Source organism: Hahella sp. NS-SX17 (assembly GCF_057367735.1).
The window spans coordinates 2,222,820-2,237,678 of the sequence record NZ_CM170632.1; the positions used below are offsets into that span (position 1 = coordinate 2,222,820).

The window sequence follows — 14,859 nt, forward strand, 5'->3', positions numbered from 1 at the left end:
CACGGTTTATTGGGGAGGGCTCAGGGGCGCCACTCAGTGATGGCGAGCTTGACGCGGGCGTCTTCACTGGTAAGCGTGATTTTCTCTGGGAGCGACAAGTCGCCGATTTGTGTGAATCGGGTATATTCCACCAGCCATCCGTTCTGCTCAATGGTGGCCAGTTCGCCGTCAACACTAAAGGTCAGTTGGTAGGAGTCTTTTGTATCAGGCGCGCCGCGCACCCAGTAGGGGAGTGATTCAATGGGGATTGACCAGCCTAGTGCGTGTTCCAGTAATTGTTGGGGGCGGTCGGAAAATAAAGGTTCGTTATCAGGTTGCGAGAGACGAATGCCCTGGGGGGAGCCTTCTATTTGTGTGGCGCCCAAGCCTAATAAAGAGGATGAGACGTGAATGGCGAAACGGTCTCCCTGTTGGCTCCACTCATTGATGATGGCGCTATCCAGTCTGTCGCCTCTGCGTACGCTCAGTTTGCCCTGTAGTCGCCAATGATCAAATGCCTGCAGATTGGCTTTTCGTTGGGACCAGTCACTTGGCGCATTCAGGGTTGTTTCCCTGGGGGGCGTCAGCTGGCAACCGCTTAAAGCAATTAAAGTGGTTAGTAAGGCGGCGAAGAGGCGTCCGCCTGGAAGTGTTATAGGCATCTATCGCGTCCGTTTCCGTGAATGATTTTTAGACGGTGACCCGGGGCGGGAGCGTCATCTCGCCCTGGAGTGCGTAACGAGGGGTTAAAGGTCTACGTTCAGGCGCTTTAATGTTTCATTTAGAAGCCGGTGATCCGGTTTTGTGTTCAAGGCTTCACGCCAGATACTTTTGGCGTCCTCCTGCCTGCCGAGAGACCAGAGTACTTCGCCCAGGTGTGAGGCGACCTCCGGGTCAGGGAACTTTGAATAGGCTTCTTGCAGGAAACCGACCGCTTCGTCGGGTTTGCCCAGACGGAATAATACCCAGCCCATGCTATCGAGAATGGCGGGGTTGCCAGGGTCCAGCTCCAATGCTTTATTTATCAGGCTGTACGCCTCCTGTGTCCGCTCGGTGCGGTCTGCGAGCGTGTATCCCAGCGCGTTCAGGGCGACAGCGTTATCCGGGTCAAGTGCAATAATCTGACGCAGATCGTCCTCCATGCCTTCCAGCATTCCCATGCGATCTTTCAGCATAGCCCGGGCGTACAGCAGTTGCAGGTCCTCGGGGTATTCCTCTACCGCTTGGTCGGATAACTTTAATGCGACGTCCAGGTCGTCCAGCTCCAGCATAAGGTTGATTTGCAGCTCCCACAGCTGACTGGCCTGGGAAGGTAAACTTTCCCTGGCTTCAGTGAAGGCGGCTTCCGCTTCGCTTTGGCGACCAGAGCGAATCAGCAGATAGGCGGAGCGGGCCAAGGCGTTGAAGTAGTGGCCGCCGCGGGTCACATTCTGATAATGCTGGATGGCGTCTTCAACTCGGTCGTCCTGGTCGGCGATACGGGCCAGATAAAAGTGAGCTTCATTCAGGTGTTGGCCTTGCTTCACCAGCTCTTCCAGATGCTTGCGGGCTACCTGTGTATGTTGGTTCTCCAGAGAGACCAGCGCATAGGAAAGCTTCAGGTGAGGCGTATTAGGGAAGCGGTTCATTAGCTCCTTATATATGGATTGCGCGGCGTCGAAATCGTGAGCCTCAATCTGTGTGCGAGCGTACAGAGCGCCGACCTGTACTTCGTCAGGATGCTTTGCGTATTGCTTTTTAAGGTAAGCAAGAGAGACGTCGACGCCCTTGACGCTTTTCAGCAGGCGGGCGCGCAGTGCGATCACCGCAGGATTGTTTGGTGAAGTTGTTAACAATGGATCGGTGCTGGCGAGCGCAGCCTCCTCCATACCATTTATTTCTTGCAGCACCGCGTAACCGTACATGAGTTCGCCGTTTTCAGGGTGGCGAGCCAGGATCTGCTTGTACAGATTAAGCAGCTCTCTCTTTTCTTCGTCAGTCAGATTCTTGGCGTGGACGGCAAGGCGATCGAAAGTCGTAGGGCCTTCAAGCTCTAGCACTTGCTCCATATGTGACAGCGCATCTGGATACTGCTTTTGTTTGATGAGCTGAAAGGCGGCTAGCTGATGCGCGTCTACATTGTCCGGCTCCACCTCCGTCCATAGCAGCGTCATTTCCGTCATGGCCGCGTCGTCTTTAATATATTGTGCGGCGTTTAGCGCTCGGCGTATAACGCCTATATCGCGGGTTTCGCGAGCGACTTTCAGATAATTCTGCAGCAACATCTCCACCTGTCCACGCTGTCCGGCGATTTCGGCGGTCAGCAAATCCAGCAAGGTAGAGCGGCTGAATTGTTGCGGGTAAGGAGACTGTTCTTCCGGGGCGGGGGCAAGCTCGGCGTCATCGTAGGCTTGAAGCACCGGGATGGGGCGTTGTGTGACGGGGTCCGTCACTTCTTGTGTTTTTTGCAGGCCGGCCATCTGACTGCAGCCGGGGAAAACAACACAAACCACCGCGCTTAGCAGCGCTCGATGCAAATATTTCATTGATACTATCTTAGTTACCGGTCTTATGACGTTTAATCGAGAGGTTTGCTGACAAGCTAGCATATACCTCCTACTTAGCATAGCTCTATTCATTAAAGCTTGTTAACCGCTCAAAGCCTGAATTGGAGCGGCGTAAAACCTTCTCTCTTTGACCTGTTTTGGTGTGAGTTTTACCTGAGTGGGGGCGGATGCTGGGTGCGGAAAATTTAGGACTGTCCGCCTATAATTTGTTTTAGATTAAAAGTTCTCTGCAGTGATTTCGGTATATTTTTTAAGATAAATCATTGTGCGCAGCGGTCAGCGCGTTAAAATGATCGCCGGCTTGGGAGATGTCCTGGTTGTTATGGCGCTTTTTGTTATAAGTATTAATCATAAAACCGCCCCGGTTGCGATCCGGGAGAAGGTGGCGTTCGGCCCGGAGAAAGTGGCGGATGCGCTGGCGCACCTGTGTCGCCGCCCTGACATCGATGAAGTCACTATTCTATCCACGTGCAATCGCACGGAACTCTATTGTTCCTCCCCGGGTGAGCCGGACGAATCAGGCCTGATTGAGTGGCTTGGGCATTATCATCAAGTCAGCCTTACCGAACTGAAAGCCTGTTGCAATATATATAATGATGAAGACGCCGCGCAGCACATGATGCGTGTCGCCAGCGGCATTGACTCTATGGTGCTGGGCGAACCGCAGATTCTCGGGCAAATGAAAGAGGCGCACGCCTCGGCCAGGGCTGTTGGCTCAGTGGGCGGCTCATTGGATCGTCTGTTCCAGCACGCGTTCGCTGTCGCGAAGCGGGTGCGTACAGAAACCGCCATTGGGGAGAACCCTGTCTCCGTGGCTTATGCAGCGGTAAGCATGGCGTCGCATATCTTCTCCGATATGGAGCAGAATACCGCTTTGTTGATTGGCGCGGGAGAGACCATCGAGCTAGTGGCGCGTCATTTATACCGCGCCGGCGTGCGCTCGTTGATCGTCGCCAATCGTACGCTTTCCCGGGCCAGAGATCTTGCAGCGGAGTTCCATGGCTGCGCGATCGGGCTTTCCGATATTCCCGAATATCTGCATCGCGCGGATATCGTTATCGCTTCCACCGCCAGTCCGCTGCCTATCCTTGGTAAGGGGGCGGTGGAGAAGGCGCTTAAGCGACGCAAGCATAAACCCATGTTTATGGTGGATATTGCCGTTCCCAGAGATATCGAAGAGGAAGTCAGCGAACTCGCAGACGTATACCTCTATACCGTGGACGACCTGCGTCAAGTCATCGAAGACAACATGAAGTCGCGGGAAGGCGCTGCTGAGGAAGCTGAGCGTTTGATTGCGGCAGGCGCTGCGGATTTCATGTATCATCTGCGCGCTCTTGATTCGGTGTCGGTTTTGCGGCGCTTTCGCGATCAGGCGGAAGGCGTCCGCGACGCAGAGCTGCAGAAAGCCATCAGACTGCTTAACCGGGGGGACGACCCCGAATCCGTCCTGCGCATGCTGGCTCATGGACTCACCAATAAGCTGATACACCATCCTACCGTTCAGGTTCGTCGCGCTTCTGCGGAAGGGCGTCAGGAAGTGACTGGCTGGTTGCGGGATCTGTTTCAGCTTCCGGATGAAAAAGTTAAGAACGATTAGCGTCCGTTGAGGCCGGAATCCGGCCAACCTCTATCCCCGTTTCGGTCGACTGCGTAATTTCACTATGGTTATTGGTTTATGAAAGAATCGATTAAGTTAAAGCTCGATCTTTTGAAAGATCGTTATGAGGAAGTAGGGGCGCTGCTCTCCGACCCGGATATCATCAGCGTTCAGGAAAAGTTTAAAGAATTGTCGAAAGAATACGCGGAACTGGAGCCGGTGGTGCAATGCTATCAGGAGTACCAGAACGCGTTAAACGCCATTGACGAGTCCAAGCTGTTGCTCAACGACAGTGATGCGGACATGCGGGAAATGGCGAAAGAAGAACTGGCCGCGGCGGAAGAGTCCAGCGAGCAGTTAGAGAAAGATCTGCAGATACTGTTGTTGCCCCGCGACCCGCGTGATGGCTCCAACGTGTTCCTTGAAATTCGTGCAGGCACTGGCGGCGATGAGGCGGCTATTTTCGCTGGCGACCTGTTCCGCATGTATTCCCGCTACGCCGAACTGAAGAAGTGGAAAGTGGAGATCGTCAGCGAAAGTCCTGGCGAACATGGCGGTTATAAAGAAGTGATCAGTCGCGTTGCTGGCGATAATGTCTTCAGTTTGCTGAAATTCGAATCCGGCGCTCATCGCGTGCAGCGGGTGCCCGAGACGGAATCGCAAGGCCGCATTCACACCTCGGCCTGCACGGTGGCGATTCTTCCTGAAGTTGAAGAAGTGGGCGACGTCGACATTAATCCCGCAGACTTGCGTGTAGATACTTACCGCGCTTCCGGGGCGGGTGGTCAGCACGTTAACAAAACCGACTCCGCTATTCGCATCACCCACTTGCCGTCAGGCATTGTCGTGGAATGTCAGGACGAGCGTTCGCAGCACAAAAACCGCGCTAAAGCCATGTCGCTGCTGAAAGCCAAGCTGCTTTCCTCCGCGCAGGAAAAACAAGCAAAGGAACAGGCTCAGACGCGTAAATCGCTGGTGGGCAGCGGCGACCGCTCCGAACGTATCCGCACCTACAATTATCCACAAGGGCGTATCACAGATCACCGCATCAACCTGACTTTGTACAAACTGGAGGAAGTGGTGCAGGGCGATCTCGATCCGGTAATCCAGCCTTTGCTGCAAGAGTATCAGGCGGAGATGCTGGCCAGCATCAGCGAATAAGCGATAAACCGGGACCGGACTTATGCGCATAGACGAAGCCCTGGCCTGGGCGAAAAGCCGGCTTGAGACAGACAGTCCCAAGCTAGACGCTGAAGTGCTGCTTGCTCATGTATTGGGGAAAGGGCGGACTTATCTGATCAGCCATAACGACAGCCTGTTGGATGAGCCTGCCTTGCAGGCGTATCAGCGGCTTGTCGCCGAGCGTGAAACAGGCCGACCAGTGGCGCACCTGATCGGCAAGCGGGAGTTTTGGTCGTTGGAGTTTCAAGTCAGTCCCGCCACGTTGATCCCACGACCAGAAACCGAACTGCTGGTTGAGCTGGTCCTCGAAGAAGCCTTGCCCGCCGGAGCCAAGCTGCTGGATTTGGGAACAGGGACCGGCGCAGTTGCCTGCGCGCTGGCCCATGAGCATCCTGACTGGCGCTTGACCGCGGTGGATTTGAGTCAGGAAGCGGTTGAATTAGCGACGGCTAATGCTCAGTCGCTTGGGCTGGCGAACGTACAATGCCTGCGTTCCAATTGGTATGAGGCTATAGCGGATGAACAGTTCCATGCCATTGTCAGTAACCCTCCCTACATTGATGTCCTGGATGTCCACCTGAAGCAAGGGGATGTGCGCTTTGAACCTGCCTCTGCGCTGGTGGCTGCAGATCATGGATTGGCGGATATACGCGTGATCGCCGCTGGCGGCGAGCGACACTTGCTGGCGGGTGGTTTGCTGGCGGTGGAGCATGGCTACGATCAAGGCGCTGCGGTGCGCGAAATTTTTTCCGATGCCGGTTACGTTGGCGTGCGGACTCATCAAGACTTGGCGGGACATGATCGAATCACCCTGGGGCGCTTGCCTGTATAGCGCTGGCGCGCCAAGGTATGGAGGATGCTATGCGGGATGAAATGAACGATACGCTGCTGATGCGCTACAACCGGCAGATCATGATGCCGGATTTCGATATCGCGGGTCAGGAAGCGTTGCGAAACGGCTCCGCGCTGGTTATCGGGTTGGGCGGCCTTGGGTGTCCCGCCGCAATGTATCTGGGCGCAGCCGGTTGCGGACGTATGGTGCTTGCGGATTTCGATGCGGTGGATCTGTCCAACTTGCAGCGCCAGATCGCTCATAGAGAGCAGGACGTTGGCGTCAACAAGGCTGAGTCCGTGCGACGCGCGATTGCTGATATCAATCCGGATGTCAGAGTAGAGACCATTACTCAGCCTCTGCAGGATGAGTCATTGTCCGCAGCGATTGCGGATGTGGATGTCGTGCTGGATTGTACTGATAACTTCGCTACCCGGTCAGCGGTTAACGAGGCTTGCGTACGCCACGGCAAGCCTCTAGTGTCAGGAGCGGCGATTCGTTCCGAAGGACAACTGGCGGTATTTGATCCACGCAGAGGCGACACCCCCTGTTATCACTGCCTTTACGGAATGTTGTCCGAACAGCAGCTGACCTGTTCCGAGGCGGGCGTTATTGCGCCTCTGGTTGGCGTTATCGGCAGCCTGCAGGCGCTGGAAGCGGTGAAAATCCTAAGTGGATTTGGCGATACCTGCGCCGGCAGGCTGTTGTTGCTCGATGGAAAAACCATGCAGTGGCGCGAATTCAAGGTGCGCAAAGACCCATCATGCGCTGTTTGCGGGTGAGGTCGTGTCTTTAAGGTCCCGAAACGCCTGCAGCGCCCGCTCGCGGCTGGCTTTCAAATCCACTATTGGAGCTGGATAACCCAGCCGATTCCTGGCGTCCGCCGGGGGGTGATGGATGAGTTTGGTCGATAGCTCGGCCAGCTCGGGCACATAGTGACGAATAAAGTCCCCATTGGGATCGAACCGTTCACTTTGCGCTACCGGGTTGAACATGCGGAAATAAGGCGCGGCGTCGACGCCGGTGGAAGCGCTCCATTGCCAGCCTCCGTTATTGGCCGCGAGGTGGCCGTCTATCAATCTGCGCATAAAGTAGCGCTCGCCTTGGCGCCAATCCAGCAACAGATTTTTGCTTAGAAACATGGCGCAGATCATCCGTAGCCGATTGTGCATCCACCCCGTTTGATTCAGCTGCCGCATGGCGGCGTCAACGATGGGTATTCCTGTTTTCCCTTCGCACCATGCCTGAAAATCTTTTTCAGAATGTCGCCACTGCAGGTTTTCCGTTTCCTCTTTGAACGCTTTCGTCATGCTGATGCGGGGAAAGTCATACAGAATATGAATGTAGAAATCCCGCCAGATCAATTCACTTATCCAGGTGTCCACGCCTTCGCCCGCATTTGGCGATGTATGGCGATGCCGTTGTGCGGCGAGAAAGCATTGCCGACCGGAGAGCACACCCAGGGCGAGGTAAGGGGACAGTTGGCTGACGCCGTCAATGGCGGGAAAATCTCGTCGCTCATGATAACGGTCAACCTTCTGCTCCAGAAATTCGTCCAGCTTCTGCAGGGCTGCGTCCTCACCGGCGGCGTAAGCCTGCGAAGAGACCTTGTTAAAGCCTGACACGGATTCAGGTATGTCGTCTTTGGCTGAGTGCGTTGGCGATGGCTGTTTCTCTGGCGCAGGCCAAAGTTCAATGTGCTCTGGGCATTGTAAAAACCAGGCGCGTTTATAGGGGGTAAAAACGGCATAAGGCGCGCCTTGCCCGGTGCGGATTGAGCCGGCGGGAAGAATGCTTTGATCGCGGAACTTGAGGGCTTGCAAGCCCTGTGAGTTCAATGCTTCATTGACGGCTTTGTCTCTGCGTCTCTCGTTAACGCCAAACTCTTCATTAAAGGTTAATGCGTCACATTGATGCTGTTGCATAAACGAAAGAAGCTTCTCCGGGGCTTCGTCAAAGCGGAGAGCGTCTAGAATATACAGAGGGATATTCAAGTCGGACAGCTCAGTTCGCAGCGCTTTGAGATTACGCAGCATGAAGTCCAGCTTGATATCGGCCATGTCATGGTTGCGCCATTGCTCCGGGCTCATCAGGAAGCAGGCGATCAGCTCAGAATTCTGTTCTCTGGCGCGCTGGGCTGCGGCGTATAATGCCGGGTTGTCGCGGGTGCGCAGGTCATTACGGAACCAGTGCAGGGTTCGCGGCATAGGGACTCCTTTTAGGATTATTTGTTTGCGATTTACGTATCTCGGGTTATGTTATTTACGCATAAAGTTTATGAATGGACGCCCCGGAAGAGAACTTCTTGGTGCGCAATAATTGTGGAGTGGCTGTGAAGCATGTTGAGTGGATTTAAGAATGACTGAGGGCGTGTTGAACAAGCAGGAAGATAGGGCGAAAGGCGATCTTCAGAGCGGAAGAGAACATGTGGTGGTCGGTTGGCGGGAGTGGGTGTCGTTGCCGGAATTGGGCATCCCCAGGATCAAGGCGAAGGTGGATACTGGAGCGAGAACGTCCGCGCTGCACGCGTTTGAATTGGAATCATACGAGTCGCCAACGGGGCTGCGAGTACGCTTTGCGATTCACCCGGTTCAGGGCGATAGTGAAAAAGTCATTGAGTGTGATGCAGCGGTAATTGACCAGCGTATGGTGTCGGATTCAGGCGGCCATCGGGAGATGCGCTACGTTATCAGCACTTTACTCCAGGTTGGCGGGCACGCTTGGCCGGTGGAGATGACGCTCACCAATCGCGACAGCATGCGCTTTCGTATGTTGCTGGGACGCACCGCTATGGCGGGCCGGATACAGGTGAATCCGGCCGCCTCCTATTTGATGGGGAAAATCAGGAAGTCATAAGTTGGCTTCCGCAAACTCCGCCAGGGCGGATCTGGGCACGCCGCGCAAATGAACATGCGCGCCGTGCTTGAAGCCGCGGAAGCGCTCGGTCATATAGGTCAGGCCTGAACTGGGCGCGTTCAGGTAAGGCGTGTCGATCTGCGCCAGATTACCGAGGCAGACTACCTTACTGCCGTTGCCAGCGCGGGTGATGATGGTTTTCACCTGATGTGGCGTGAGGTTCTGGCATTCGTCGATAACGATCAGGCTGTGCTGAAAACTGCGTCCACGGATGTAGTTAAGCGATTTGAACTGTATCGGCACTTTTTGCAGGATGTACTCCACGCTGGCGGACATATTCTCATCATCATGATGCAGCGCCTCCAGATTATCGGTGATGGCGCCCAGCCAGGGCTCCATCTTCTCCGCCTCGGTGCCGGGCAGGAAGCCGATATCCTCATCAAGTCCCTGTGTGCTGCGGGTGACGATAATACGTTTGTAGCGCTTGCTTGCTACCGTCATTTCGATTGCCGCGGCCAGAGCCAGAATGGTCTTGCCTGAACCCGCGGCGCCGGTGAGGTTGACCAAGTGAATATCCGGGTCCAGCAACAGCTGGAGCGCTACCGCCTGGTAGATATCACGGGGCGTCAGGCCCCAGGCCTCCTGCTGCAGCAACTTATCGCGAGACAGGTCGCGGACCACCATGTGATCATCTCGAAAATCGGAAACTCGCCCTACGAACCCCTGTTCATCGATGATGAAGTCATTGCGGTTTAAGTCCTTCAACTCCGGCAGGCGAGGGATAACGTGTTCGGTGAGGCTGTCTTTTTGCAGTGTCTCCACTTTGTTGATGTTATCCCAGAAGCTGTGGTTGAACTCCTGGTAACCTTTAGGCAGCAGATCAATGTCGTCGATCAGCTGGTCTGTATGATAATCCTCTGCTTCCACGCCGCAGGCTCTGGCTTTCAGGCGCATGTTGATGTCTTTGCTGACCAGGATGGTGGGGCGGGATTTGTGTTTGCTCTGGAGCGTCACCAGGGCATTTATGATCTTGTTGTCGTTGAGGGTCTCTGGTAGTTGCACCTGATGGTGGCCTTCCAGGTCCATGAGTATGGAAATGGTTCCCAGAGGCTCGCCTTTCGCCACGCGTACTATAGGCACGCCTTTTTCTATCTCTTTGGGTGTGGCGTCTCCCAGTAATTTATCGATCAGGCGAATCGCCTGACGGCAATCGGCGGCAATGGATGACTTGCCGGTCTTCAGACGGTCTAACTCCTCCAGCACTGTAATGGGAATGACGACTTGATGTTCTTCGAAGTTGAGAATGGCGTTTGGATCGTGAATAAGGACGTTGGTGTCAAGCACATAGGTCTTCAATTGCGAACGGGATCGCGCCATGCTTTATTTCCTTTGCCGGTTGATGAGCAGCAACGTGTCTGGGAGTGGTTGGCGCTGCTTGCGCCTGATGGTCGAATGTGAGGATGTGTGAGGAATATGTAGGATTGAATCAACAACCCACTCCCTGCCATTGATGTCTGGTTATTGTTCGACGCTAAAGGGCCGGTTTTTATGCGGTAACCGAAAGGTCATTTAACGTCCCTCACTTGCATAATAACCTACACATGTAATTTTGGAAGCACCTGAAATAAGAAAAAACAGATTAGATAGATTGCAGGGCTCCACGCCAGAGCAGACTCATGGATTCGCGCAAAGCGGGTTCGAAAGCGAGAACCAGTGCGTCGAGATTGCGTTGTATCAATACCTCTTTCACCTGCGCCGGGACGCTTTGCATCTGCCATAGCCCCAGCAATAGCGCATTAGTATGGAGCAGTAAGTTGAGACATTGGGATTCAGTCAGTTGTGGCAAATGACGCCGCAAGCCGACGGCCAGAATTTGAATGCGCCCCATCAGCTCCGCCTTGAAGTCGGCCACGCGCTCTGCTTCGACATTGCGTTCGAGAACGGAGCTGGTCATGGAAGCCAGGGGCATGAAGTGAGGGTGCTCTTGTACAAAACGAATGGTTTGATCAATAAGGTTGTCGACCAGATCGTCGTTAGACGTCACCGCGCCGTCGGCGATATTCGCCATTTCGGTCAGCAACTGCTGATACAAGCCGCCGAGCAGGTCGAGAAAGATCTCTTCCTTGGTTTTGAAATAGAGGTATACCGTTCCTTTGGCGAGGCCAGCCTGATGGGCGATGTTGATGACTGACGGCAGCTGAGCCGGTTGCAGTAAGTAGAGTGAACGGGCGGCATCCAGAATGCTGTGTCGGCGCGCGGCCTTTTCCTGTTCGTCAATGGCGCGGCTGCGCCGGGGTAGGCATTTCACTGAGACGTTTACCTGCTTAGTACTTCATCGTTAAACCATAGACGTCGTTATTCTAGCATTTAAGCCCCCTCCGGGTGTTGTGAACTAGGCATGGCTATGGGGGAGGAGTAGAATGTTTCGCGCAACGATAATAATTCCGCCGACCTGAAGAGGATTTTGGACGATGACTCTGGTCGCAAGCGACATCATGACGCCCCATATCAAATCCGTACCCGCCAGCTGGACAATGCAAAAATTCGGCGCGTTTCTGGCGCAGAATGGCATTTCCGGCAGCCCGGTGGTGAATGACCGTAATGAAGTGGTCGGTATCGCTACCTTGTCCGACATCGCGGACTTTCATCTCAATCACGTCGACACCAACTACGACGCGCAAATGACTCCGGAAGAGCAGAAAGAAGCTCGCCGTTTACGCCAGTTTATTTTCGAGGAAATGGTGAAAGTGCCGGTAGAGGTGGGCGACATCATGTCTCCCATTCTGCTGTACGTCACCGAAAGCACGCCCTTGTCGGAAGTGGCGGAACTGATGATGAAAGAGCATCTGCATCGCATTTTCGTCATGCGTGATAAAAAGGTGGTGGGAATTATCACCACGTACGACATGCTGAAAGTGCTGAAAGACAGACTCGTTTGAGGGTTCGCTTATTGTTCTGAGTGAGCATCCACGGCAATAATTTCTCCCGCGTCGTCATAACGGATACGGGCGTTACGATAGGGCGCGGTGTTGGCCAGGCTCTCAAGGGCGCGCATGGATTTGTACGGAATGTCGACAATCAATGCGTTCACCAGCCAACTGGGAATTGCTCCGGCAGGCTCTGTGTGTTGCAGCCAGATCATGCGTGTTTGTGACGACTCCAGCGGTTGAAAATAATAATGCGTTTCCTGCTGACTTACTCGAACGTACTGACTATTTTCTGGCACTTTTCCTTCCACTGCGTACATGTCCATCGTAACTTCTTGCGTGGCGGGGTCCCTTTGGGTATTGATTTCCAACACATAGTCCCGATCCCGTACAGGCCATGGCAGGTCGTTGACGGAGTAAGCGTAACGTTTGATGAAGCTTTCCCGCTCTACTTCTTCTGAGGCCACGCAGCCATGCACCCACTTCATACAGGATGCTGGGTCCGCCATGACCGCCAGGATAGCGTGCAATGAGGTGTTGAGCGTGGTTTCCGCTTTGAAAGCTTTGAAGTCCGAGCCCGGAAACGCCATGGTGAATATTTTTACCCCATCTTTATTAAACTCCAGACGCCACTTTTCGGAGTCTAATGGAATGTCCGTCGAAGCCCAGAGAGGTGCGCTCAAGATAGTTGAGCTAAGCAAGAGTCCTTTTGTTACGTGGCCGGGAAGGGCAAGAATCTGGTATAAGCGCCGCATTGTTATTGTTGTTTCTCCATTGTGGACTGGGCGGTTTTATCCGCCACGGGGAAATTATGGTAGCACTTGCGGTGAGGGCAAAATGATAAAAACCGCCCATTTATGGATGGTCAATTAATGAGGAAACGAGCTGGAGAAAGGAAGGCTGTCAGAGCCGGGCGGAAGGTGGCGTGAATGAGCCTGCGGGCCGGTCGATGCGGCTCGCAGGCGGAGGCAGTGTCATTCGGGAAGGGTGATGTTCAGTTCCAGAACGGCGCAATCGTCGTTGCGGTCAATCTGCACCTGGATGTCTTCCCGGTTGATTTTGACGTACTTACCGATCACTTCCAGAATTTCCTGCTGCAACTGCGGCAGATAGTCCGGCTGATTGCGCTGGGAGCGTTCGTGGGCAACGATAATCTGCAGGCGCTCCTTCGCGACGGAAGCGGTCGCCTGCTTGTTGCTGCGGAAATAATCCCAGAAGCTCATGCTTTACCTCCAAACACACGCTGGAAGAAGCCTTTTTTCTGTACGTCCAGGAAACGGTGTTCACGGTCTTCGCCCAGCAAGCGGGCGACAGCGTCTGCATAGGCTTGGCCTGCGTCGCTCTGCTGATCGTGAATAACTGGCACGCCCTGGTTGGAGGCGGTCAGAACGGACTTGGACTCAGGAATAACGCCCAGCAACGGCACCGCCAGAATTTCCTCTACGTCCTGCACGCTTAGCATTTCGCCGTTTTGCACGCGTTCTGGATTGTAGCGGGTCAGCAGCAGGTGCTCTTTCACTGGATCAAGACCCATTTCCGCGCGACGGGATTTGCTGTGCAGAATACCCAGAATACGGTCGGAATCGCGCACCGAGGAAACTTCCGGGTTGGTGACGACAACGGCTTCATCGGCATAATACAGAGCCATCATGGCGCCGTGCTCAATGCCCGCCGGAGAGTCACAGATAATGTATTCAAAGGTTTCGGACAGCTCATTCAGCACCCGCTCCACCCCTTCCTTTGACAGGGCTTCTTTGTCGCGGGTCTGCGACGCAGGCAGAATGCTCATATTCTCGGTGTATTTATCTTTGATCAGCGCCTGATTAAGGCTGGCTTCATTGTTGATCACGTTGACGAAGTCGTAAACAACGCGGCGCTCACAGTTTAGAATCAGATCGAGGTTGCGCAGGCCTACATCAAAATCAATGACTACCGTTTTATGGCCCAGCTTCGACAAACCTGATGCAATCGACGCGCTGGTGGTTGTTTTGCCTACACCGCCTTTACCTGAGGTAATTACGATAATTTTGCTCAATTTGGTAACCCTTTCCACTCAATCTCTGTAAGTTGAAAATTATAAAGCTCTTTCCCAAAGCAACCCGTCGATCCTGTTTTGCAGCCGCTACATGGCCTTTATTGTCAGCTTTTCCCCATCCAGGCAAATTTGCGCGGCTTGTTTCCAATGCTCGCCCTGTAAGTCTTCACTGATTTTATACTGCCCCGCTACTGATACAAGCTCAGCCTCCAGGCTCTGGCAGAATATGCGCGCGCTCGCGTCTCCCTGTACTCCCGCCAACGCGCGTCCACGTAAAGGAGCGTAGACGTGAATATTGCCGTCGGCCAGAATTTCCGCGCCGGCGCTGACTGGCGCCAACACGATCAGATCGCCGCCGGGCGCATACACCTGTTGCCCTGAGCGGACGGGTGTGGTGATTATGCGATTGGCGACGCGCTGGGGCGGCGCTTCATCCCGCTCAGCCTCAGCGGCTGCACTGGGTGTTGGCGATTCCGGTACAGGCGTTTCCGTCTCCGCATTACGTGTTCCTCTGGACGGCTGAAACACGGCAAGACCTGCGGCTTGCGCAGCGGAAGCCTGTTCCGGCGCATCCGTTCTCACCCCGATCAGGCGAATGCCTTCTTGTTCGCAAAGCGTTTGAATCAAGGAGAAATCGAGAGGAGAGTGGGCTTCAGCCAGTTTTTCGAGTCCAACGACGATAGGCAGGTTATGAAACAGGTTGGGAGCTTGCTTCACCTTTTCCTGTAGTTCTTCGGAAAATTTATCCGGTTCGAAATACAACAGCTCCAGGGTGGTCAGGGGAACCATGCTACCCTTGAACTGCAAGCAAGGTGACGAAAATAGGTCGGCAGTCGCCTGCGGCATAATAAAAGTTAATCCCTATCGTTTTTTGTCGTTGCCGGGATTGTACTTTAATCGTTCGC

The 14,859-nt window shown here is 54.2% G+C and carries 15 protein-coding genes; 6 read left to right on the forward strand and 9 right to left on the reverse strand.

Features of this window, described 5'->3' with window-relative positions:
• Positions 1-20 precede the first annotated feature (20 nt).
• Both lolB and AC2IBB_RS10105 read right to left on the reverse strand, forming a co-directional pair.
• The gene (gene lolB / locus AC2IBB_RS10100) at positions 21-641 is read right to left on the reverse strand and encodes a lipoprotein insertase outer membrane protein LolB (protein ID WP_486332740.1); all 621 of its coding nucleotides are present in this window, start codon (positions 639-641) and stop codon (positions 21-23) included.
• Positions 642-725: 84 nt separating this feature from the next.
• Entirely contained in the window at positions 726-2,504 is a 1,779-nt protein-coding gene (locus tag AC2IBB_RS10105) for a tetratricopeptide repeat protein (RefSeq protein ID WP_486332741.1), read from the reverse strand.
• 343 nt (positions 2,505-2,847) lie between these two features.
• Between AC2IBB_RS10105 and hemA the strand changes: the two genes are divergently transcribed.
• The 4 genes from hemA to AC2IBB_RS10125 all read left to right on the forward strand — a co-directional run bounded on the left by hemA (position 2,848) and on the right by AC2IBB_RS10125 (position 6,918).
• A complete protein-coding gene (gene hemA, locus AC2IBB_RS10110) occupies positions 2,848-4,122 on the forward strand; it encodes a glutamyl-tRNA reductase (protein WP_486333941.1) in 1,275 nt (424 codons plus the stop codon).
• 78 nt (positions 4,123-4,200) lie between these two features.
• Entirely contained in the window at positions 4,201-5,283 is a 1,083-nt protein-coding gene (gene prfA / locus AC2IBB_RS10115) for a peptide chain release factor 1 (protein ID WP_486332742.1), read from the forward strand.
• 22 nt (positions 5,284-5,305) lie between these two features.
• Positions 5,306-6,136: a peptide chain release factor N(5)-glutamine methyltransferase gene (prmC, locus tag AC2IBB_RS10120; RefSeq protein ID WP_486332743.1), complete on the forward strand. Its 831-nt coding sequence runs from the start codon at positions 5,306-5,308 to the stop codon at positions 6,134-6,136.
• Positions 6,137-6,165: 29 nt separating this feature from the next.
• Positions 6,166-6,918 (forward strand): molybdopterin-synthase adenylyltransferase MoeB, encoded by a 753-nt coding sequence (locus tag AC2IBB_RS10125; protein WP_486332744.1) that lies wholly within the window; start codon positions 6,166-6,168, stop codon positions 6,916-6,918.
• Here AC2IBB_RS10125 and phrB read toward each other — a convergent pair.
• Complete coding sequence (gene phrB / locus AC2IBB_RS10130) at positions 6,898-8,343, reverse strand: deoxyribodipyrimidine photo-lyase (RefSeq protein WP_486332745.1); 1,446 nt, start codon at positions 8,341-8,343, stop codon at positions 6,898-6,900. The two genes, AC2IBB_RS10125 and phrB, sit on opposite strands and share 21 nt — an antisense overlap.
• Before the next feature lie 151 nt (positions 8,344-8,494).
• Between phrB and AC2IBB_RS10135 the strand changes: the two genes are divergently transcribed.
• Positions 8,495-8,992 (forward strand): ATP-dependent zinc protease family protein, encoded by a 498-nt coding sequence (locus tag AC2IBB_RS10135; protein ID WP_486332746.1) that lies wholly within the window; start codon positions 8,495-8,497, stop codon positions 8,990-8,992.
• Here AC2IBB_RS10135 and AC2IBB_RS10140 read toward each other — a convergent pair.
• Positions 8,987-10,369 carry a PhoH family protein gene (locus tag AC2IBB_RS10140; RefSeq protein ID WP_486332747.1) on the reverse strand — a complete coding sequence of 461 codons (1,383 nt, stop codon included), beginning with the start codon at positions 10,367-10,369 and terminating at the stop codon, positions 8,987-8,989. The two genes, AC2IBB_RS10135 and AC2IBB_RS10140, sit on opposite strands and share 6 nt — an antisense overlap.
• 262 nt (positions 10,370-10,631) lie before the next feature.
• On the reverse strand, positions 10,632-11,300 hold the full coding sequence (locus AC2IBB_RS10145; protein ID WP_486332748.1) for a TetR/AcrR family transcriptional regulator: 669 nt from the start codon (positions 11,298-11,300) through the stop codon (positions 10,632-10,634).
• 163 nt (positions 11,301-11,463) lie between these two features.
• On the opposite strand from AC2IBB_RS10145, the gene AC2IBB_RS10150 reads away from it, so the two are divergent.
• Positions 11,464-11,931 carry a CBS domain-containing protein gene (locus AC2IBB_RS10150; RefSeq protein WP_486332749.1) on the forward strand — a complete coding sequence of 156 codons (468 nt, stop codon included), beginning with the start codon at positions 11,464-11,466 and terminating at the stop codon, positions 11,929-11,931.
• Between the two features lie 8 nt (positions 11,932-11,939).
• On the opposite strand, the gene AC2IBB_RS10155 is transcribed toward AC2IBB_RS10150, so the two are convergent.
• The 4 genes from AC2IBB_RS10155 to minC all read right to left on the reverse strand — a co-directional run bounded on the left by AC2IBB_RS10155 (position 11,940) and on the right by minC (position 14,743).
• The gene (locus AC2IBB_RS10155) at positions 11,940-12,602 is read right to left on the reverse strand and encodes an START domain-containing protein (RefSeq protein WP_486332750.1); all 663 of its coding nucleotides are present in this window, start codon (positions 12,600-12,602) and stop codon (positions 11,940-11,942) included.
• Between the two features lie 291 nt (positions 12,603-12,893).
• Complete coding sequence (gene minE, locus AC2IBB_RS10160; RefSeq protein ID WP_011395660.1) at positions 12,894-13,142, reverse strand: cell division topological specificity factor MinE; 249 nt, start codon at positions 13,140-13,142, stop codon at positions 12,894-12,896.
• Positions 13,139-13,954: a septum site-determining protein MinD gene (minD, locus tag AC2IBB_RS10165; protein WP_127972798.1), complete on the reverse strand. Its 816-nt coding sequence runs from the start codon at positions 13,952-13,954 to the stop codon at positions 13,139-13,141. Before minD ends, minE begins: the two co-directional genes overlap by 4 nt.
• 87 nt (positions 13,955-14,041) lie before the next feature.
• Positions 14,042-14,743: a septum site-determining protein MinC gene (gene minC / locus AC2IBB_RS10170; protein WP_486332751.1), complete on the reverse strand. Its 702-nt coding sequence runs from the start codon at positions 14,741-14,743 to the stop codon at positions 14,042-14,044.
• Positions 14,744-14,859 lie beyond the last annotated feature (116 nt).

Coding starts and splice junctions, on each gene's coding strand:
- prfA (WP_486332742.1), top strand. CDS start 4,201: ATGAAAGAATCGATTAAGTTAAAGCTCGATCTTTTGAAAGATCGTTAT.
- minC (WP_486332751.1), bottom strand. CDS start 14,743: ATGGTTCCCCTGACCACCCTGGAGCTGTTGTATTTCGAACCGGATAAA.
- phrB (WP_486332745.1), bottom strand. CDS start 8,343: ATGCCGCGAACCCTGCACTGGTTCCGTAATGACCTGCGCACCCGCGAC.
- minE (WP_011395660.1), bottom strand. CDS start 13,142: ATGAGCTTCTGGGATTATTTCCGCAGCAACAAGCAGGCGACCGCTTCC.
- AC2IBB_RS10140 (WP_486332747.1), bottom strand. CDS start 10,369: ATGGCGCGATCCCGTTCGCAATTGAAGACCTATGTGCTTGACACCAAC.
- AC2IBB_RS10125 (WP_486332744.1), top strand. CDS start 6,166: ATGCGGGATGAAATGAACGATACGCTGCTGATGCGCTACAACCGGCAG.
- AC2IBB_RS10105 (WP_486332741.1), bottom strand. CDS start 2,504: ATGAAATATTTGCATCGAGCGCTGCTAAGCGCGGTGGTTTGTGTTGTT.
- AC2IBB_RS10150 (WP_486332749.1), top strand. CDS start 11,464: ATGACTCTGGTCGCAAGCGACATCATGACGCCCCATATCAAATCCGTA.
- hemA (WP_486333941.1), top strand. CDS start 2,848: ATGGCGCTTTTTGTTATAAGTATTAATCATAAAACCGCCCCGGTTGCG.
- lolB (WP_486332740.1), bottom strand. CDS start 641: ATGCCTATAACACTTCCAGGCGGACGCCTCTTCGCCGCCTTACTAACC.
- prmC (WP_486332743.1), top strand. CDS start 5,306: ATGCGCATAGACGAAGCCCTGGCCTGGGCGAAAAGCCGGCTTGAGACA.
- AC2IBB_RS10135 (WP_486332746.1), top strand. CDS start 8,495: ATGACTGAGGGCGTGTTGAACAAGCAGGAAGATAGGGCGAAAGGCGAT.